Here is a 21,189-nt window from a genome sequence, read left to right as displayed (position 1 = left end):
GCCGCACGTGTCACCAGGCTCTACGGCCGCCTCGCCTCGCCGGGTTCACCGGCTCGCCCGGCTCGCCCGACTCACCCCTCGTCCCCGTCCTCCGCCATGACGGCGGTCTGCACCTGGACCGTGCGCCGGCGGGTGATGTGCAGGCCGCGCCCGGCCGGGAAGGCGCGGGGCTTGGTGGAGCCGAACAGGAAGCCCTCGCTGGGCGGGCAGGACAGCAGCACCACCGGGGTGTTGACCTCCTCCAGCTTGCGCAGCAGCTGGTCGGAGGAGGCCCGCCCGATGCCGTTGGCGCTGCGGGCGACGATCAGGTGCAGGCCGAGCTCGGCGCCCTGCGCCAGGTAGTCGAGCAGCGGCGCGAAGGGGTGGGCGTTGAGGCCGCCGGGGGAGCCGGAGACCAGTTCGTAGTCGTCGACCACGATGAAGAGTTCGGGCCCCTGCCACCAGTCGCGCAGCCGCAGCCGGGCCGGGGCGATGTCGGCGCCGGGCAACCGGTTGGCCATGGCGCGGGCGGCGCCGTCGACGATCTGGCGCAGCACGTCGACGCTGACGGCGTGGCCGAGCCGGTACTCCTCGGGCACCGCGTCCTGGAGGACCCGGCGGTAGTCGATGAGCATGATCCGGGCCTCGTCGGGCCGGTACGCGCTGGTGATGCCGGCGGCGACGAGCTTCAGCAGGTTGGTCTTGCCGGCCTCGCTGTCGCCGACGACCAGCAGGTGCGGGGTCTCCTCGAAGTCGTGCCACAGCGGGGTGAGCGAGACGTCCTGGAGACCGAGCGGGATGCGCAGCCGGCCTTCGGGGGCGGGCAGGGCGGCGGCGGGCAGTTGCAGCGGCAGCATCCGGATCTCGGGTGCGCGCGGGCCGGTCCAGTGGTCGGCGACGGCGTCGACCAGGTCGGCGACGCCTTCGCCGAGGTCGGTGGAGGTGCCGCTGCCGTCCAGCCGGGGCAGGGCGGTGAGGAAGTGCATCTGGTCGGAGGTGAGGCCCCGGCCGGGGATGTTCGGGACGGTGGCGGCGGCCCGCATGTTGACGGCGGAGTCGACGGCGTCGCCGAGGCGCAGTTCGAAGCGGGTGCCGAAGAGGTCGCGCAGGGCGCTGGTGACCTCGCCCCAGCGGGTGGTGCCGACGATCAGGTGGATGCCGTAGTTGAGGCCGCGCTGGGCGATCAGGGTGAGGGCGGGGGCGAGGTCGGGGAACTCCTGGCGGATCGTGTTCCAGCCGTCGATGACCAGGAAGACGTCGCCGTACGGCTCGTCGGGCAGTTCGCCGGCCGCGCGGCGCCGGCGGAAGGCGGAGACGGAGTCGATGCCGTGTTCGGCGAAGCGCTGCTCGCGTTGGTTCAGGATGCTGTTGACCTCGGCGATGGTGCGCAGCACCCGCTCGGGGTCGTGCCGCCCGGTGATGCCGCCGACGTGCGGCAGGCCGCGCAGCGAGGACAGCGTGCCGCCGCCGAAGTCCAGGCAGTAGAACTGCACTTCGCCCGGGGTGTGGGTGAGGGCGAGGGCGGTGATCAGGGTGCGCAGCAGCGTGCTCTTGCCGCTCTGCGGGCCGCCCGCGATGCCGACGTGGCCGCCGGCGCCGGAGAGGTCGGCGGTGAGCAGGTCGCGGATCTGCTGGAAGGGGCGGTCGATGACGCCGATGGGGACGGTCAGGGTGCCGCGGTCGGCGTCGCTCTCGGTGGTGAGGCCGTGCTCGGGGTGCGGGGCGAGGGGCGGCAGCAGCTGGTCGAGGGTGGGCGGGACGCCCAGCGGCGGCAGCCACACCTGGTAGGCGGGCGGGCCGGCGTCGGTGAGCTTCTCGGCGGCGAGGTCGAGCAGGGTGTGGGTCTGCTCCGGCGTCTCCTCGGGCTCCTCGGCGGCCGGCAGGGCGACGGGCTGACGCGGCGCCACGTAGGTGGTGCCGTACCGGGCGACCTGGCCGGCCGCGGCCTCCTGGCGGGCGGTGGCGGGGCGCCGGGCCCGGTAGGGGCCGGAGACGTACGCGGCCTTGAAGCGGGTCAGGGTGGCGATGTCGCTGCGGAGGAAGCCGTTGCCGGGCTGGGAGGGCAGCTGGTAGGCGTCGGGGACGCCGAGGACGCCCCGGCTCTCCATCGCGGAGAAGGTCCGCAGGCCGATCCGGTAGGACAGGTGCGACTCCAGGGCGTGCATCCGGCCTTCGTCCAGGCGCTGGGAGGCCAGCAGCAGGTGCACGCCGAGGGACCGGCCGAGGCGGCCGATCATGATGAAGAGCTCCATGAAGTCGCGGTGCGCGGCGAGCAGTTCGCTGAACTCGTCGACCACGACGAACAGGGTGGGCAGCGGGTCCAGCGGGGTGCCGGCGGCGCGGGCGGTCTCGTAGTCGAGCAGCGAGCTGTAGTTGCCGGCGGAGCGCAGCAGTTCCTGGCGGCGGACGAGCTCGCCGTGCAGGGCGTCGCGCATCCGGTCGACCAGGGCGGCTTCGTCGGCGAGGTTGGTGATCACCGCCGAGGTGTGCGGCAGCCGGTCGAGGCCGAGGAAGGTCGCGCCGCCCTTGAAGTCGACCAGGACGAAGTTGAGCACTTCGGAGGAGTGGGTGAGGGCCAGCGACAGCACCAGGGTGCGCAGCAGCTCGGACTTGCCGGAGCCGGTCGCGCCGATCAGCATGCCGTGCGGGCCCATGCCGCCCTGGGCGGACTCCTTGATGTCCAGTTCGACCGGCGTGCCGTCGCCGGAGACGCCGAGCGGCACCCGCAGCCGGTCGCGGACGCCCCGCCCGGCCCAGCCCTGGGCGATCTCGTGCCGGTGCAGGTCGCGGATGCCGAGCAGGGAGGCGAGGTCGTAGTCGGTGGCCAGCGGCTCCCCGGCCTCCGTCGAGTCGCCGATCCGGTACGGGGCGAGCTGGGCGGCCAGCCGGCGGGCGACCGTCGCGGACAGGGCGTCGGGCCGGCCGAGGTCGGTGACGTCGTCCCGGTGGTTGCGGTCGGCGCCGATCATGGCGAGCCGGCCGTCCTCGATCCGCAGCCGCAGCCGGAAGCGCAGCGGCTTCCAGTCGAGGGTGTCGCCGAGGTCGAGCAGGACGGCGTTGCGCCAGCCGGCCAGCGCGGCCCGGCTGGTGGCCCCGGCCTGCGGGCCGTCCAGCACGATCACGGTGAACGGCTCGTCCCGGCCGGGCTGGCTCTCCGGCTCGAACGGGGGCCGGCCGGCGAACTCGTCGCCGAGCAGCTGCTCGACCTCCACCACGGATCCGGCCACCAGCCGCACCGGACCGACGCCGTCGGTGTCCTCCGGGTGCAGGGCGTGCGGCAGCCACTTGGTCCACTCCCACTCGGCCTGGTGCTCGGCGTCTGTGACGACGGCGATCCGCAGTTCGTCGGGGGCGTGGAAGAGCGCCAGCTGCGCCAGCATGGCGCGGGCCAGGGCGCGGGTCGCGGCCCGGTCGTCGCCGCGCAGCAGGACCTGCGCGTACCCGCGCAGGTAGACGGCGATGGGCTGGTCGGCGACGGTGCCGTAGGCGTTGATGAAGCGGCGCAGCGCGTGCGCGCACAGCGGCTCCAGGTCCTCCACCGGCTTGGTGGACAGCGGCGCCAGCCGCACCGCGAGCCGCTGGTGGCCGAGGCCGATCCGGACGTCGCCGAAGTCGGGGTGGGTGCTGCGCCGCTCCCACAGCCGGGAGGTGCGGGCGAGCGAGCCGAGCGCGTCGGGGGCGGGGTGGCGCCAGGCCAGGGCCTCCTGCTGGCGGGCGATGTGGCCGCGCACCTGGCGGCGGACCTGGGAGAGGTAGCGCAGGTAGTCCCGGCGTTCGGCGCGCAGTTCCCGCTTGCGGTCGCTGGCACCGCGGATCAGCTGGGTGACCAGCATGCCGACGGCGGACAGCGCCATCATGCCGATCGCGACGTAGGTCAGGATGCCGCCGCTGTCGCCGGGGCGCAGGAAGATGAACACCATCGAGAGCGAGCTGAGCGCCATCGGCGCCATGGCGATCATGTTCGACATGCCGCTCTGCGCCTCGGGGAGGACGGGCGGCTCCTGCAACTGGATCTCGCCGTCGGGCATCGCCGGGCCAGGGCGCCGCGGCGGACGGTTGACCAGCACCACACTCAACGAAGGGCTCCTCGCGCAGGGGAACGGCCGCTCACTGCGTCGGCGGCCCGGGACGCGCACCGTCCACCCGGGACGACGGGCGGCGGGCCCGGCCGGGTTCACCCGGTTCGGCGGGGCGGGCGCGGCGCCGACGCCGAGGACGGCCGTGAACGGCTGTGAACGCCCGCGAACGGCCGCCGCGAAACGGATTCCGGCAGGCGGTGAACCCTGCGGGCCCCGCCGTCCGTGCCTCCTGGTGAGGTGACGCCCGGGCTCGTCCATCCCCCAGGCGCCCCCGGGCCGTCACCTCGCCATGCCGTTCGGAGGCCAGGGCAAAAGGGAGAAGTGTGAACGGGAGCGCGAACGGGACCGCCGTCGCCGGACTGTGCCGACTGAGGTTCCGAACGCCCGAGGCGGTCCTGGAACTCGCCGTCCCCGCCGACGTACCGCTGGCCGACCTGCTGCCGGCCGTCCTCGCGCACGCCGGCCCCGAGCTGGAGGAACAGGGCGTCGAGCACGACGGCTGGGTCCTGCAGCGCCTCGGCGGCCCGCCGCTGGACGAGGAGCTCGGCGCCGACGCGCTCGACCTGCACGACGGCGACGAGCTGTACCTGCGCCCGCGCCGCGACGCCCTGCCCGAGGTGCACTACGACGACCTGGCCGACGGCGTCGCCACCGGCATGCGGGCCCGCTCCGACACCTGGCGCCCGGTGCTCACCCACCACGTGGCGCTCGGACTGGCCGTGGCCGTCCTGGCCGGCGGGCTCGCCGTGCTGCTGCTCCCCGGCCCGGAGCAGACCCGTGCCCTTGCTGCCGCCGTCACCGGCCTGCTCCTGCTGCTGGGTGCGCTGAGCGCCTCCCGGGCGGTCGGCGACGCCGGCGCGGGCACCGCGCTCGGTGCCATGGCGGTGCCCTACCTCGCGATGGCCGGGGCCCTGCTGCCGGCCGGCGGCGGGGCCGGTGCGGTCGGCGCCCGGATGCTGGCGGGCGGCTGCGCGGCCGCCGGTGCGGCGGTGCTGGCGCTGGCCGCCGTCGGCTGCTCGGCGCCGCTGTTCCTCGGCGCGGTGCTGTTCGCCCTGTACGTCATGGTGGCGGGCGGGCTGACGCTGGGCGGGGAGGAGGGCCCGCAGGTGGCGGCCGTGCTGGCGGTGCTCGCGGTGATCCTCGGGGCGTTCGTCCCCGGGATCTGCTTCCGCCTGTCCGGGCTGCGGCTGCCCGCGCTGCCGCGCAACGCCGAGGAGCTCCAGGAGGGCATCGCGCCCGTCCCGAGCGCCACCGTCCGCAGCCGCAGCGATGTCGCCGACGGCTTCCTGACGGCCTTCCACCTGGCGCTCGGCACGGTCCTCACGGGATGCCTGACCCTGGTGGCCAGCGAATCCGGCTGGGCGGCCACGGCCCTGACGGTGACCCTGTCCGTCCTGCTGCTGCTGCACTCCCGGGCGATCGGCAGCATCCCGCAGCGGCTGTCCGTCCTCCTGCCCGGCGCCTACGGCCTGGCGCTGCTGCTCGGCCACCTGGCCGTCGGCGAGCGGAGCGGCGGGCGCCTGCTGGTGCTGGTCGGCCTGCTCGCCCTGGCGGCCGCCCTCGCGGTGGTCTCCTGGACGATCCCCGGGCGCCGGCTGCTGCCCTACTGGGGCCGGGCCGCGGACCTGCTGCACACCACCGCGGGGATGGCCGTGATCCCGCTGGCGCTGGCCGTGGCCGGGGTCTACCACGAGCTGCGGGCCCTGGCCGGCTGAGCCGGACCCTGACGGCCCCGCACCTCCCGCCACCGGACCCTGGCGGCCCCGCACCTCCCGCCGCCCGGCCCGGCACCTTCCGCCGTGCGCCGCCCGGCCCCGCACCTTCCGCCGCCCCGAGGAGAACCACGAGATGCAGTCGAAGCGCGACCAGGTGCAGGCCCACCTGTTCGTGATGGGCAGGCTCGCCACCGGCATGCTGCGCGGCGAGCCCGACGCGGCCGACACCCCGGCCGGGCGCACCTCGCGGGGCACCGTCATCGGGCTGGTCATCGCCGTGCTGGTGTGCCTGGTGGCGGCCGTGTACGGGGTGATCGTCCCCGGCGGCGCCACCGGCTGGCAGAAGCCCGGCACCCTGGTGGTGGTGAAGGAGAGCGGCGCCCGCTACCTCTTCCTGGACGGCAGCCTGCACCCCGTGCTGAACGAGGCCAGCGCCCGGCTGCTGGCCGGCGACCAGCTGGTGGTCGACCAGGTCAGCGTGCGCTCGCTGGCCGACACCCCGCGCGGCGTCCCGATCGGCATCCTCGGCGCCCCCGACGGCCTGCCCGGGGCCGAGCAGCTCGCCGACGCGCCCGGGCTCGCCGGCGCCGTCAGCCGGCCCGGCCCGTCCGGCGGCCGCCTGGCGGAGCTGGCCCTGACGGTCGGCCCGGGCCGCCGCGGCACCGGGCTGACGGACGGCCAGGGCGCGCTGGTCGCCGCCCCGGACGGCGCCGAGTACCTGCTCTGGCACGGCCGCCGGCTGCGCCTGGACACCGTCAACGGCGCCCGCCAGGCCCTCGGCCAGAGCGCCGTCGCCCCCTACCCGGTGACGGCCGCCTTCCTCAACGCGCTGGCCGCCGGCCCCGACCTGGCCGCTCCCGACCCGGGGGAGCGCGGCAAGGCCGGCCCGCAGCTCGGCGCCCACCCCACCCGGGTCGGCCAGCTGTTCACCGGCCCCGGCGGCGACCCCTACCTGCTGACCACGGCGGGGTTCACCCCGCTCAGCCGGATGGCCTTCGAGCTGCTGCGCAACGACCCCCGCACGCAGAGTGCCGCCTACGGGGGCGACGTCGTCGCCCCCGTCCAGCTCGGCCCGGCCGACCTCACCGGGCACACCGCCCCGGCCGCCCAGCCGTCCGCCGCCGCCGGCGGGCTGCCGGCCGCGCCGCCGGAGCTGGTGACGATCCCCCAGAACCGGGGCGTCTGCGCCGACCTGCGGCTCACCGACCAGGCGCCGACCACCTCCGTCACCCTGGTCGACGCCGCCTCCGTCGAGGGCCCGCCGCCGGCCGCCCAGCCGGGCGTGGACCCGGCCTGCGCCGGCGCCGACAGCATCGCCGTCAAGCCCGGTGGCGGCGCCCTGGTGCGGGCGCTGTCCAGCGCGGGCGTCGGCGCCACCCTGTACCTGGTCACCGACGCCGGGGTGAAGTACCCGCTGGCCTCCGCCGCGGCGGTCAAACAGCTCGGCTACGGCGAGGTCGTCCCCTCGGCCGTCCCGGAGGCCCTGCTGTCCCTGCTGCCGACCGGCCCCAGCCTCGACCCGGCCGCGCTGACCGGCGCCGCGAGCCCCGCGTCGCGGCCCTCAGGACCGTCCTGCGCGAGGTGAACCACCCCCCGGCACGCGTCCGTTGAAGCAGATGGACCGGGTCGGCCGACCCGCTCGGGCGGCATCCGCCGCAGCCGAGAACCCGTACCGACGAAAGGCAGCGCAATGACCACTCCTCCGGGCTTGCAGACCGACGACGCGGCCGTCAAGACCGTCCTGGCGACCCTGGACACCCACATCCAGGCCATGATGCGGGCCGGCCAGCAGGTCGAGGACGTCAACCTCGAAGTCCAGAACCACTTCAAGGCCGCGTGCAGCACCGCCTACCAGGGGAAGATCGACGACTGGCAGACCCGGTACCAGCGGCTCAAGAGCGCCTACGCCACCTTCCAGGACCGGTTCTCCACCGGGCACACCCAGATCAACTCCGCCCACGACGAGGCCTACGGCGTCACCAACAGCTGGGGCGGCGGCGCGGGCGACGAGGTCTACAAGGGCCTCAACCTCTGATCCAGCCCGCGCCGACAGACCTGCCGGACCCGGGCAGCCCGGGCCGGACCCCAGCCGACCGAAAGGACCAGCCATGGCAAGCATCGAGCTCCACCACGCGAACATCGACGAGGCGGCGGACGCCCTGACCCAGGCCGGCAACGGCATGCACTCCGCGATGGAGGACTGCCTCCAGGCCATCCAGACCGCCGAGCACCAGCTCAAGGGCGACCTGGCCGCCGCGGCCCACTCCTTCTACCTGGTGCTGGCCGGCCAGGACGCCACCATGACCACCGACATCCAGCAGGGCGCCGACACCCTGCGCACCATGCACGGCCTGCTCCGCGACGCGGACCGGCGCGGCGCGGCGGGCATCTGATGACGGCCGCGGAGCGGCTCGACCGGAGGGGCGGGCGCGATGCCCACTAGCCCGCCGGAGCCGCCGAAGGTGCCCGACGCACCGACCCTGACCCCGCCGGCGCCCGGGCCCCCGGCACCGGACATGAGCCACACGCTCAGCGTCAACCACGACGACCTCGAGTACTTCGCGAACTCGATCCTGCCGTCGTACCTGAGCCAGCTGGAGACCGACCCGGGCTACTCGGCCATGCTGGGCTTCAGCGGCCAGGGCACGGTGACCACGAAACACCACTACGTCTCGCTGCTGGCCGGGAACTTCGAGAGCGGCACCAACCTGGCGAAGGGGTTCACCCACCTCGCCAGCACCGTGGTGGGTGATTTCAAGACCTTCCACAACCAGATGGAGAAGGGCCGGCTCGACGTCCTGAGCTTCCTGAACCTGATGGACACCGCTCACGACGAGGCTCTGACGGCCGCGCAAGTGATGCAGATCCTGCAAGACGTCATCGCCGTCGGTGGCGGTGGCGGCGGTGGTGGCGGCGGCGGGAAGTAGCGCTCTTCCCCTTCCGGTCGGCTCCCTGTACCCCTGAACCCCTTGACTCACCTGGAGACCTCCGTGCCCATGCTCTGGGAGACGACGCTCGCCGCCTTCAACTCCAAGCAGGCTCCGGTGGAGATCACCACGCGGGACAAGATCGCGGGAGCGAAGGCCGAGAGATGGATCAAGTCCGGGAACATGTCCGTCGAGAACGGGTACTTCGACCCCAAGGACGCGTCCACCCAGACGTACTTGACGGACGGCACGGGGCTGGGGAACCCGGACGTCTGGTGGGCGATGAACTTCTACGACGGCACCGCGAACAACGGTGATGGCGGCCCGCGCCACTTCAAGATCAACGTCCACATCGACTACGACAAGTGGGGGAACGACCCCAACGGCGTGCTCTCCAAGTTCAACCACCAGGCCGAGTTGATCCTCGACCCGATCATGCCGGACGTCTCGACCGACGTGGCTCCGGACTCCAAGGCGAAGCTCCCGATCAGTACCCGCGGGAACGACACGATCGACCCGCAGAGCCTGCTGGCCGGGGCCAAGGCGATCGAGGACACCACGAAGTGGTTGTCGACCCAGGCCGAGGCGTTCCGCAAGTGGGCGGAGCAGATCGACGGCCCGGGCGACAGCTGGGAGGGCGACGCGGCGGGCGAGTTCAAGAAGCTCCTCGAACGGTTCGCCGTCGAACTCGACGACCTGCGCAACCAGTTGGTCGGGGCCAACTACGGGCCCTCGCTGGAGTACGCGGCGTACGGAATCGGCGTCGTCATCAAGGCGGTCAGGACGGCGCAGACGGTCTGGTACAGCACCGGGTTCCCGTACCAGTGCATCCAGGAGGTCCTGTGGGAGGAGATGCACAAGGCCCCCATGTACTGGACCGCGGAGAGCACCTGGAAGTACGACACCTCCTCGCTGGGCGACCCCCGCAACGACGCCTTCTACGCCGCTCTCGACCAGAAGGCCAAGGAGAGGTGGCTGAAGAAGGTCGCCGACTACCTGGACAAGCCCGGTGACGACGCGATGGCGGCACTGGGGAGCGCGTACGACCCGCTGATCACCAAGCTCGGGTTCGACCTCATGCCGGTCGGCATCACGCTTCCGCCGAAGGAGATGCCGGACCCCAACGACCCCAACAACCCCAAGAACCCCGACGCACCCCCACCGCCCGGTCTCGGCGACGGCAGCGGGGGAGCCGGCGGGGGGGACGGCGGGGCCGGCGGGGACAAGAACAACCACATCCCCCCGCCGCCGATCATCGGCGGCGACGGCGCCGGCGGGAACGGTGGCGGCCTCGGCGCCGGGACGCCGATCCGCGACAAGGACGGCAACGTGCTCCTGGACAAGGACAAGAAGCCGATCCTCCTGCCGCCCGGCGGCTACATCTCGGGCGGCAAGGTCTACGACTCCTCCGGCAAGGAGGTGCTGGGCAAGGACGGCAAGCCGATCGTGGTGCCCCCCGGCGCCAACGTGCCGGCCGGCACCGGCGGAGGCGTGTACGGCCCCAACGCCAAGGTGCCGAAGGGATCGACCATCCGCGAGGACGGCACGGTGGTCGACCCCAACGGCAAGGAGATCCTGGACGCCAACGGCAACCCGATCGTGGTCGAGAAGGGCTCCTCGATCGCCGACGACGGCACCCTGCTGGACCCCCAGAAGAAGCCGATCTCCGACTACATCCAGCGCTCGCGCGACCTCCAGCACGCCTGGGCCTCGGTGGGCGGCAGTGGCAGTGGCAGCGGCAGTGGTGGTGGCGGAACCATCACCTGGGGCGACATCAGCGGTGCGCGCCCGCCGTCCACCGGTGGGGGCACGCCCTGGACCCTGAACCTGGGGTCGGGGGGCAGCAGCCTCGACCAGAACGACGGCTTCGGCGCGGTCGGCACCTACCCGGGGATGTTCAGTGGCGTCGGTGGGGGAGCGTACGAGGGCCTCGGCACCTCCGGCGGCGGCCAGGCCCCCCGGATCCTCAACACCAGCAGCGGAGTCGGCCCCCGGGTGGCGGAGAACGGCGGACCGCCGCCCGCGGCCAAGGTCGCCGGCGCCGGAGCAGCCGCCGCCGAGAAGGCCACGATGAGCCAGAAGGCCTCCGCACTCGCCGCCGAGGAGGCCGCCGCGATGCGGGGCCGCTCGGTGAACACCAGCGGCGGCGGGATGCCCATGGTCCCGCCGATGGGCGGCGGAATGGGCGGCGGCCAGGGCGAGAAGGGCCGGCAGCGGACCACCTGGCTGGCCGAGGACGAAGAGGTCTGGGGCACCGACACCGGTGCGGTCAGCGGAGTGATCGGCCGCTGAGTCGGCGCCGCGTCACGGGAGTGGAAAGGAACACGGAGATGACGTTCTCGTTCGAGGAGCAGCTCGCCCAGGCGATGGCCGCCCTGGAGGAGCAGCAGGTCAAGATGGCCGAGATGACCCGGCAACTGCAGGCGGCGACGGCCTCGGTGACGACCAAGGACCGGATGCTCACCGTGAAGGTGGGCGCGCAGGGCGAGGTGCTCGCGCTGACCTTCCACACCACCGCCTACCAGGAGATGGCCCCCGCGCACCTGGCCGCCGTCCTCAAGGACGTGTTGAACGAGGCCAAGGCCCGGATGGGCGAGCAGATCACCCGGTCGATGCGCGCCTTCGACGGGGTCGGCGAGTCGCTGCGCCTGGCGGTCACCGGCGACCAGGAGGAGGACCCCCTGCTGTCGATGCTGGGAGGCTTGGACCTGGACGCGCTGCTGGAGCCGCTCACCGCGATGCGGCCGGGAGCCGACCAGACCAAGACCCACAAGCAGGAGGAGTTCAATGGCTAAGCAGTTGGTGAAACTTGAGGACCTGAAGGCGGCGTTCGGCGACTTCGACAAGATGTCCGAGCTGGTCGACAAGGTCTACGGCCAGATCGACCACGTCAACAAGGTGAACCGCACGGCGGCCGGATCCGACGAGATCGGCAAGCAGTACCACGAGAAGGTGGACGAGCCGACCACCAATCTGCTCGAACTGGTCGGCGGCATCAGGGACAAGCTGGCGCGCGTCGCGAAGAACGGCATGAACGTGGCCGACCTGTTCGACTCGACCGACGAGCACAATGCCGGGTTGGTGAAGTGACCCGCCGATAGCGCCGGACGGCGCCGTTCCCCACCCGCACCGCACGCACAGCACCAGCAGGCTTCGCAGCCGGAGGCTCCCCGCCATGGCCCACTCCTCGATCCAGGTCTCGCCCGGCGTGGCGACCTTCTTCCACATCCTCACCGGGATGCCGTGGCCGGAGTCCAACGAGGGATTGCTGCGAGACGTCCGGGACGAGTACAAGACGCTCTCCGAGGAACTGCCGCAGCTCGAGGCCTACATCGTGGATCTGGTGGCCAAGTGCCGGCAGCAGTTCGAGGGGCAGACCGCCGAGGCCTTCGAGCAGGACATGGGGCGGTTCGTCGGCCAGGGGAAGGAGGGCACCAACTACATCGCCACGGCGACCGAACTCTGCAAGCAGCTCAGCGAGTTCGCGGGCAAGGTCGCGAACACCGTGGAGTACACGAAGTGGATGATCATCGGCCAGATCGTCCAGCTGCTGATCGAGATCGCGCTGGCCATCTTCTGGTCCCCGTTCACCGCCGGCACCTCGCTCCTCGCGGTCGAGCCCGTCAAGCAGGTCGTCAAGACGATCATCATCAACCTGCTGAAGAAGCTCCTCCAGGTGATCCTGATGCACACCTTCTTCGGTGTGGTGGGCGGCCTGGTGATGGACGGGATCATCCAGGGCATCCAGTTCGGGCAGGGCAACCGGCACGAGTGGGACAAGGACCTGACCAAGCAGGCCGCGATCTTCGGCGCGATCAGCGGCATCATCGCCGGCCCGCTGCACCTGCTGGGCATGGGCCTGGGCAAGCTCTTCGGCAAGATGTTCGGGAAGCTCTTCGTCTCGAAGGAACTGAGCGCCTCGCTGAAGAACCTGGCCGCCGGGATCGCCAAGGGCGGGACCAAGGAGTTCGCGAACCTCGGCGCCAAGGAACTCGGCAATGTCGGGGCCAAGGAGCTCGGCAACGCCGGGGCCAAGGGGCTCGGGAAGGCCGGGGCGAAGGAAGCCGGGGCCGGCGCCGGCCGGGCGATCGGGGACGAGGCGGCGAACAAGTTCGCCAACAGCCTCGAAAAGCTCCTGCGGGAGAACTCCGCCTTCCTCTCCAAGGGCTTCGCGGCCGGCGGCAAGACCGGCGCCAAGGCCGGGGCCCAGTTCGCGGAGAACATGGCGAAGTCCTTCGAGAAGCACCTCGGCCCCGCCCTCGGCAAGGACCTCGCCCGCGAGCTGGGAACGGCGTTCGGCAAGGAGTTCGCCCAGAAGTGGGCCAAGTCGGGGGAAGCCCGCGCGGGCCTGGCCGCCGCCCTGCGCGAGATCGCGAACAACTCCAAGGTCGCCACCGGAGAACTCAAGCTCCTGGCCGAGAAGCTTCCCGAACTCGCCGGCCGCGTCGGCAAGATGAACACGATGTTCGTGCTCGGCCACGTGCTCGGCGAGCAGGTCAAGAACGGTCTCAACCAGTACCTGACCGAGGGCTTCTACAACCTGATCTTCGAGCCGAACCACGAGTTCTCGGCCAGCGGCGCGAGCTTCCTCAGCGGCTTCCTCATGGGCGGCGCGCGCCACCTGATGCACGGCCTCACCTCGCCCCTGATGACCAAGTACGTCAACTTCGTCCGGGACCTCCAGCACGCCGACATCCCCCACGACGGCAGCAAGTACTTCCACCCGCTCCACCCCCTCACCCTGCTGTCCGTGGCCACCAACCTGTCCGGCCACGCCGCGCCGTTCCCGGTGCCCAGGCTCGGCGAGCGCCTCCCCGCCCCGACCGAGGGCGGCCCGCACCTGACCAGCACCGAGGGCGGCGGCCGTACCACCTCGCTCACCCCGCCGTCCGGTTCGCACCGCACCGACGGCGGGCCCAGCACCGAGGGCGGGTCCAAGACGGACGGCGGGTCGAACGCGGCCGGCACCGAGGGCGGCAAGTCGACGGGCCCGAAGCCGTCGATCGGCACGGAGACGCCGGGCGGGGACAAGACCTCCAAGCCCGGCTCGCAGACCGGCAACGGTGGCCGGACCACGCCGGACCCCGCCACCCGCCGCCCCACCGAGTCCGGGGGCGACCAGGGCAAGCAGACGGGTGGCAACACGGCGACGGCGGGCGGCGGCGACCCGAAGCCGGATCCGCGGCCTGCACCGAAGCCCGATCCCAAGCCGGACCCGAAGCCCGATCCCAAGCCGGATCCCAAGCCGGACCCGAAGCCGGACCCGAAGCCGGACCCCAAGCCCGACCCGAAGCCGGACCCCAAGCCCGACCACACGCCCGACCCTCCGAATCCCGACCGCACGACGGACCCCAAGCGGGACCCGAACCCTGACCCCAAGCCCGACCACAAGCCCGACCCGAAGCCGTCCAAGGAGGGCGACGGACGGCCTCCCAAGACCGAGGGCGGTCCGGACGGCAGCAAGGACCCCGACCCGAACGGTCCTCGCAAGGACACCCCGAAGTCCGAGTACGAACTCCAGCGCGAACACCTCCGGGAACAACGCCTTCAGGGCGAGAAGGACCGTGCGGCGGCTGCTGAGGCTGCTCGTAAGGCGAGGGAGGCGTCGGGTCCGTCGCAGGCGGACGGTGACGGGGTCAAGAAGTCGGGTGATGGCGAGGAGGAGCCGCGGCCTGACCCGATGTACACGGCGCAGGGTGAGATACACCGGGATCTGCGTGCGCAGGGTGAGCTGCAGCGGGATCTGCGTGCGCAGGCTGAGGCTGCTCGTAAGGCGAGGGAGGCGTCGGGTCCGTCGCAGGCGGACGGTGACGGGGTCAAGAAGTCGGGTGATGGCGAGGAGGAGCCGCGGCCTGACCCGATGTACACGGCGCAGGGTGAGATACACCGGGATCTGCGTGCGCAGGGTGAGCTGCAGCGGGATCTGCGTGCGCAGGCTGAGGCTGCTCGTAAGGCGAGGGAGGCGTCGGGTCCGTCGCAGGCGGACGGTGACGGGGTCAAGAAGTCGGGTGATGGCGAGAAGGAGCCGCAGCCTGATCCCGGGTATTCGTCGCAGGCTGAGGCGTTCCGGCAACTGCGTGAGCAGGGTGAGAAGGATCGTGCGGCGGCTGCTGAGGCTGCTCGTAAGGCGAAGGAGGCGTCTGGTCCGCCGAAGGTGGATGAGGAGGCGCCCAAGGAGCCTGGTGGCGACGGTGAGAAGGAGCCGCTGCCCGATCCCGCGTACTTGACGCAGGCCGAGCTGCACCGGCAGCTGCGTGAGCAGGGCGAGGCGGATCGCAAGGCGAAGGCGCTGTCGGATCCGTCCTTTGTGGAGCGTGAGGAGGCCAAGGCTCTGGCCGACGCCAAGAGGCCGCGTTCGACACGGGAGCTCAAATTCCGCACGATCGACGATCTGAACGCCAAGAAGGAGAGCGACGGCTCCGGTGCCGCCGCGCCGCACTCCGGCTCGGACGGGCGGCCCGAGGGTGGGCCCGGCCCCGCCGGCAGCGGAGTGCAGGACCGAGGACGGTCCGAGGGCAGTCAGACCCAGGTGGAGCCGGCCCCCGCCGACTCCGAGGGCCCGGGTGGTGGCGAGCAGCAAGGTCCGGATCGGAAGTCCGGGGTTCACGGGTTCGGTGACCTGAAGGATTCGGGGAAGGGTAAGGCTCCGGCGGAGAAGTTCCCCGGTCAGGGGCACTTGCTGACGGATGATGCTCCGCCGGTGCCGCCGAAGGACGGGGCGGAGGGTTCGGGTGGTGGCGAGAAGCAGTCTCCGGATCGGAAGTCCGGGGTTCATGGGCTCGGTGACCTGAAGGATTCGGGGAAGGGTAAGGCTCCGGCGGAGAAGTTCCCCGGTCAGGGGCGGACGGTTGACGGTCCGCCGTCGGTGCCGCCGAAGGAAGGGGTGGTTGAGGGTTCGGGCGGTGGTACTGGGACGGTGCCTCCGGATCGGAAGACGGGCGTTCACGGGCTTGGCGATGTGAAGGATCCGGGCAAGGAGAAGGCTCCGGCGGAGAAGTTCCCCGGCGAGGGGCACCTGCTGACGGACGAGACCGTGGCGGGCCCGCAGGAGGAGCACCCGCCGGCGGTGCCGCCGAAGGAGGAGGGGAAGCAGGGCTCGGACGGTGGCGAGCAGCAGCAGCCGGCTCCGAAGTCCGGGATCCACGGGTTCGGCGACCTGAAGGATTCGGGCACGGCGGGGTCGGAGGGCAAGACCCCGGCTGAGAAGTTCCCCGGCAAGGGAGCCAAGCTGGGCGGCGAGGACGCCACCCGGGACGGGCGGGTCACCGAGTCCGGCCAGCGGGACCAGCGCCGCGACGCCGCCGAGCAGCGCCGGGAGGAGCAGAAGAACGATCCGGCCTTCCAGCAGGAGGCCGCGCGGCGCGCACAGGAGGCCGCGGAGGCGGAGACGAAGCTGGCCGAGCGCCGGAAGCAGCGGGCGGCCGACGCGGCCGTCCGCGCCGAAGCCGACCGGCAGGCCCTCAAGGAGCGGGAGCGGCTGCGCGCCGAGGAGGAGGCCCGCGAGCAGCAGCGGGAGACCGAGCGGCAGCGTCTGCGGGCCGAGGAGGATCAGCGGGAGACCGAGCGGCAGGTACGCCGGGAGGCCGCCGAAGATGCCGCCGAGGAGGCCGAGTGGCAGCAGCAGTTGGCCGACCTGCGGGACAAGTCGGGTGGCGGCGGCGGTGTGCACGGCGATGTCTCCCTGGCTGAGGCGCGGAGGCTGCTCGCCGAACACCGTTCCAACGGGGTGGCCGACCCCTGGCATCGGCTGGCATCCGAACTGGGCGTCAACGTCGAGTCGTTGCGGCGTCATGACCTGATGCCCGAGTTCCCGGGAGGATCGGGGGAGCGCGGACCCGGCGCCAAGGCGGAGCACATCGAGCCGACGTCCGACCGGAACCGACTCGGCGGCGACGACACCGCTCTCGCCCCCAAGACCGCCAAGTCCGCGAAGAAGGCCGCTCAGCCGGCGTCCGTCGTGACCCGAGGTATCGACGGCGCCGGTGGCACCGTCGACCGGGAGGCGCTGGACCACGCCGCCAGGGAACTCGCCAACGAACCGGGCCAGTCGACGACCGTACCGCCCGGCGAGGTGTCCTCGGCGTCCGCGCCGTCCTCGCGGGAGAAGCTGGCCGCGGGGGCGTTGCTCAAGCTGCACGACGACCTCTTCCACCCGGACGCGCCCCCCGGTGGGGTCACCCGCGAGTTCGAAAGGGTCCGGGCGTTGCGGCGCCTGGAGCGTCTCGCCCGTGACGAGTACCGGATGCGGGTGCCCTTCCTGACCGGCGGCTGGCTGGGCGGCATGGCCCACGAACTGCACGCGCTGCCCGACCGGCAGCGCCCGGTGCCGGAGCACCTGCGGAGGCTGGTGGACACGGCCGTGCTGGTCGACCCGGCGCTGACCGGGGCCGCCCTCCGGGCCGCCCTGCGGGAGCGGCTGGCGGCGGACACGCCGCCGGCGGACACGCCACACGAGGAGCCCGTCGCGGCCCCCGGCCAGGTCGAACCCGTGCCGCAGGGGCAGGAGCCGCGCGAAGAGGAGTACCGGACCCGTCTGGTGACCACGCCCGGTGGAGCCGTGGTCGCGCTGGAGGTGCGGGGAGAAAGCTGGTCGGAGGCGCCGCCGGAGCTGCTGGAGACCGCGCGCAACGTCTACTACTGGAACGATCCCAAGAAGGTGTCCGACGGCGGCCCCGAACCCGTCCCGCAGCCTGGGACCGAGCCCGGCGCCGATGCGCCGGAGACGAGCAAGCACTACAGCCTGACCGACGTCACCGGGCCCGAACCGCTCCTGGTGCTGATGCCCAAGAAGCTCGACGACCTCGACCCCGAGAAGCTCGCCGAGGGCGTGGCGTCCGACCTGCCGCTCGACCGCATCACCCCGGAAACCCCGCTGGTGCTCGTCGGCCCTGCGAGCCTGGGGGCGGACCTGGCGTTCCCCCGTGCGGTGGCCAAGGCGACGGGGCGGACCGTGTGGACCAACTCCGTGGCGACCTCGATGTCCGGCGGTGTCATCAGGGTGAAGGGCAGACTGCGCTCCGCACTGGCGGACAAGCCGGGCGCGAAGGTGGAGCGGGGGTTCTGGATCAAGGAGGTTCCGCCGGACCCGGCCCTCGTGGAGGAGCAGGGTTCCCACACCGTCCAGGTCAGGAAGGTCCACAAGGACAACGGCCGCTTGGTCGACTCGAACTCGACCTACCCGATCGACGCGACGGACCTCGACAGCCAGCCCATCCTGTTCCCGCTCGGCGGGCAGTCGGGAGGCCGGCTCTTCCGGGACGACTCGCTCACCCGGAACTGGGAGAAGGTGCGGGACGGGTTCGACCCGACCAACCCGCACTTCGAGTACCTGCCGTCCGACTTCTACGACCAGGACGACATTGAGGCCGCCGGGGCCTCGGACAACCCCGACCTCAGCACGATCGGCCTCGTCCCCTGGAACGTCGCGGCCCCGATCTACGCGGCCATGACGCACGCCACGCACCTCGCGACGCTCCTGCCCACGCTGTCGAAGCAGACGGACGGGACCAGGAAGGTCCACCTCTCGGGCGACGCGTTCGGCCAGGTCATCCGCAGGCGGCCCAGTTTCCGGCGCATGCCCCTCGACGCCCAGATCGTGCTGTTCGCCTGCCAGGCGGGCGCCCGCGGGGACAACGGCCAGGTGGTGGCGCAGCAGTTCGCCAACGCCACCGGCAGGGTCGTCTGGGCGGCCACGACCTCGGTCAACGTGGCCGCCGGTCAGCGCTACGCCCCGCTCGGCCTCCTCAGTGACGAGCACGGCACCCGAGGCCGTTGGGTCAAGTTCGTGCCGGGTACGGAACCGGACACCGAGCAGGGTTCGCACCCGCCGGCGAAGGCGGTGGACCCGAAAAAGAAGAAGAAGGACGACACGGCGAAGTCGAAGGACAGGCGCCTCGGGGCACTCGGCGAGACCGGGCAGGGCGGCGTCCCGCCGGCGGCCCCGCCGACGCCCGCCACGCGGGAGTGGCCGGTGACGGGGCAGAGGTCGGTGGGCGACGGGTCGCACTTCGACGTCCTGCGGGTCCCGGGCGACGGCAACTGCCTGTTCACGTCGATCCTGGCCAGCGCGCCCCGGCAACTGGACTCCTGGGGCCACGGGCACCTGGACGTCAGGGGCGCACGCGCGGCCGTCTCGCAGTGGTTCCGGGGGCAGGAAGGCACCAGGCAGCGGACGGACCTCGACGCCCTGGGGATGAGTCCCCTTCGGTTCCTGCTCTCCGATGACGGTTTCAACCGTGAGCAGTTGACGGCGATCGCCGGCGCGGAGAACCTGGGACTGAGCAGAGGAGACGTGCTGGAGCACCTCCTCGCGGTGTTGGGCGAGGACGGGCCGCAGCGGACGGCGACCTGGGACCGCGTGCTCGACCGGATGCCGGCACTCAGGGAGCTGGTGTGGGTGCAGGCGGGGGACAGGGATCCCCGGCACCTGACGCTGTCCGACCTGACCGATCTGCCGCTCAGCCGATTCGTGGACATGGCGGTGCGCAACCGGGTGCTGTGGACCACCCCGTTCTACGACGAGATCGCGGTGGTGGCCGCCCACGCCTTCGGCATCCAGCTGAGGGTGTACGACCAGGCCTCCGTGCCCCGTCTGTTGAACGAGGGGTCGGAGCGGATCGTCCACATCCTCCGCTCGAATGAGGAGGACATTCGCGTCACCCACTACAGCGCGATGCAGCCGACGACCCCTCGGCCCGCCACGCCGCGTCCGGCCGACGTGCCTGTGGTCACCGAGTCGCAGACCAAGCCGACTCCGCCGCCGCTGAAGGAGCCTGAGCGGACGCCTACGCCTACGCCTACGCCGAAGCAGGATCACGAGGGGCAGAAGGAGCCGCAGCAGGAGGAACTGCCGCAGCAGCAGGAGCCTCCCAAGGAGCAGGAGCTGCCCAAGGAGCAGGAGCAGCCAAAGGAACAGCAGCTGCCGCAGCAGCAGGAACTGCCCAAGCAGGAGGACCTGCCGCAGCAGCAGGAGCCGCCCAAGCAGGAGGACCTGCCCAAGGCGCCGGAGCCGCCCAAGGCGCCGCCCCTGCCCGCCCCGCCGGGCCGGATGACGGAGCAGGGCCGGATCAGCGCGGGCGACCGGGTGGTGCTGGTCGACGGGGAGGACGACCAGGTCGTGGCGGCCGTACTCGGACAGCTGCCCGCAGGTGTCTCGGCGAGCCGGCGGGAGGAGATCCGGCAGCGGCTCGCCGAGCAGCTCGACGTCGGGATGCTGGAGCCCAACCTGTCGCGGATGACCCGGGGCGACGATCTGCTGGTGCCCCTGGACCTCGGTGGAGGCTCCGGGACGCTGCGGATCAGCGCCACGCTGGAGACGCCCGTCACGAAGCATCGGACGGAGAAGTTCGAGTTCGAGGACGGCGGCGACTCGTCCGCGGGAGCGGGCACCCTGCGTGAGAGCCGGTCCCGGTGGGGCGGGGGTCTGGTGGTGAGCGGCAAGCCGGCGTCGAACACCGGGTTGTCCGGGCCGGTGAGCGGGATGATGGACCGGAGCAAGGCGGTGACGATCACCGCGACCGGCCGGATGACCCACCGCAGGAAGACCGCCGAGCCGGTGCTGTGGGTGGACGCGACGGTCCGGCTGGACCTCGACTTCTCCGGGGTCCCGGGCGTGCGGACGCTCCTGCCGCCGTTCTCCCGGACCCCGGTGGTGAACACCGGGCGGACCGGCGCGGAGCAGCGTCCGGAGCCGGTGCGGGTCCCGTTGCCGGTGCGGATCGTCACGCCGGCCGCCGAGGCTGCTTCCGTCGGGCCTGCGCCCGACGAGATCCGCCACGCCCCGCCGCCCCGGGTGCTGCGGACGGCGGCGCTGGGCGGGATGGACGTGGTCAAGAACGTCGACACGCTGCACGGGCGCGGGAACGCCGCCGCGGGTGACACGGCGCTGTTCGGAGCGGCCGGCGAGCCCTCCGGGCTGGAGGCCTTCGGGCGGCAGAGGTTCGGCGACGCCTGGAGTTCGGTGCGGGCCGAGATCCTCGCCCAGCTGGACCTGCCCAGCCTGCAGACCCAGCTGAGGTCGATGACGGCCGGTGAGCCGCTGGAGATCCCGCTGTCCGACGGCCGGGGCAGCATCCTGGTGTCGGCGAAGGTGCTGGACCTGACGTACCTGCGCAACACCGACGCGGGCGAGTTCAACACCGGCACCGACGTCACCAGCGCCATCACCGAGTCCGACGCCAAGGCCCGGGCGTTGGCACTGGCCATCTCGGCCAAGCAGTCGAGCGGCGGAAAGGACTTCCTCGGGGGCGCCGGTACGGGGGGCGTGAACGGGCAGCGCGGCAGCGACCGGAACATCATCGAGCAGAGCTCCCAGCGGACCGGAACCGCCCTCAAGGCCAAGATCAAGGGCACGCTCTTCGACGGCACCGCCGAACTCGCCCTGGCGCACTGGGACCCGGAGGGAGTCGTCGCCCCGGGGCGGGGGGCGCCACCGCGGGCCGTGCCGGGGGGGGGAGAACCCCCGGGATGGCAACCCCGCGGGGCGGGAAG

9 protein-coding genes and 1 pseudogene are annotated in these 21,189 nt (G+C 72.3%); 9 read left to right on the top strand and 1 reads right to left on the bottom strand.

Features of this window, described 5'->3' with window-relative positions; translation table 11 throughout:
• Positions 1 to 71: 71 nt before the first annotated feature.
• Positions 72 to 4,055: a type VII secretion protein EccCa gene (eccCa, locus tag ACFV61_RS08840; protein ID WP_363373630.1), complete on the bottom strand. Its 3,984-nt coding sequence runs from the start codon at positions 4,053 to 4,055 to the stop codon at positions 72 to 74.
• Between the two features lie 326 nt (positions 4,056 to 4,381).
• Between eccCa and eccD the strand changes: the two genes are divergently transcribed.
• The 9 genes and pseudogenes from eccD to ACFV61_RS08795 all read left to right on the top strand — a co-directional run.
• The gene (eccD, locus tag ACFV61_RS08835; protein WP_380490788.1) at positions 4,382 to 5,773 is read left to right on the top strand and encodes a type VII secretion integral membrane protein EccD; all 1,392 of its coding nucleotides are present in this window, start codon (positions 4,382 to 4,384) and stop codon (positions 5,771 to 5,773) included.
• A 133-nt stretch (positions 5,774 to 5,906) separates the two neighbouring features.
• Positions 5,907 to 7,358: a type VII secretion protein EccB gene (gene eccB, locus ACFV61_RS08830; RefSeq protein WP_380490786.1), complete on the top strand. Its 1,452-nt coding sequence runs from the start codon at positions 5,907 to 5,909 to the stop codon at positions 7,356 to 7,358.
• 105 nt (positions 7,359 to 7,463) lie between these two features.
• Positions 7,464 to 7,808 (top strand): hypothetical protein, encoded by a 345-nt coding sequence (locus ACFV61_RS08825; RefSeq protein WP_159398565.1) that lies wholly within the window; start codon positions 7,464 to 7,466, stop codon positions 7,806 to 7,808.
• Between the two features lie 73 nt (positions 7,809 to 7,881).
• On the top strand, positions 7,882 to 8,166 hold the full coding sequence (locus ACFV61_RS08820) for a hypothetical protein (RefSeq protein WP_063350546.1): 285 nt from the start codon (positions 7,882 to 7,884) through the stop codon (positions 8,164 to 8,166).
• Between the two features lie 39 nt (positions 8,167 to 8,205).
• Positions 8,206 to 8,700 (top strand): hypothetical protein, encoded by a 495-nt coding sequence (locus ACFV61_RS08815; protein ID WP_363373621.1) that lies wholly within the window; start codon positions 8,206 to 8,208, stop codon positions 8,698 to 8,700.
• Between the two features lie 63 nt (positions 8,701 to 8,763).
• Positions 8,764 to 10,992: a hypothetical protein gene (locus ACFV61_RS08810; RefSeq protein ID WP_380490784.1), complete on the top strand. Its 2,229-nt coding sequence runs from the start codon at positions 8,764 to 8,766 to the stop codon at positions 10,990 to 10,992.
• Between the two features lie 38 nt (positions 10,993 to 11,030).
• Positions 11,031 to 11,495, top strand: coding sequence for a YbaB/EbfC family nucleoid-associated protein (locus tag ACFV61_RS08805; protein WP_380342658.1), 465 nt, complete (start codon positions 11,031 to 11,033; stop codon positions 11,493 to 11,495).
• Positions 11,488 to 11,790, top strand: a complete 303-nt coding sequence (locus ACFV61_RS08800; RefSeq protein ID WP_380342655.1) for a hypothetical protein — start codon at positions 11,488 to 11,490, stop codon at positions 11,788 to 11,790. The genes ACFV61_RS08805 and ACFV61_RS08800 overlap by 8 nt, the downstream gene beginning before the upstream one ends.
• Before the next feature lie 85 nt (positions 11,791 to 11,875).
• Positions 11,876 to 21,189 (top strand): annotated as a pseudogene (locus ACFV61_RS08795) (hypothetical protein); the annotation flags it as partial.

Source organism: Kitasatospora sp. NPDC059817 (assembly GCF_042731835.1).
GTDB lineage: Bacteria > Actinomycetota > Actinomycetes > Streptomycetales > Streptomycetaceae > Kitasatospora.
Note: the sequence above shows the minus strand (reverse complement) of the source record. Positions and strands in the feature narration are given on the sequence as shown.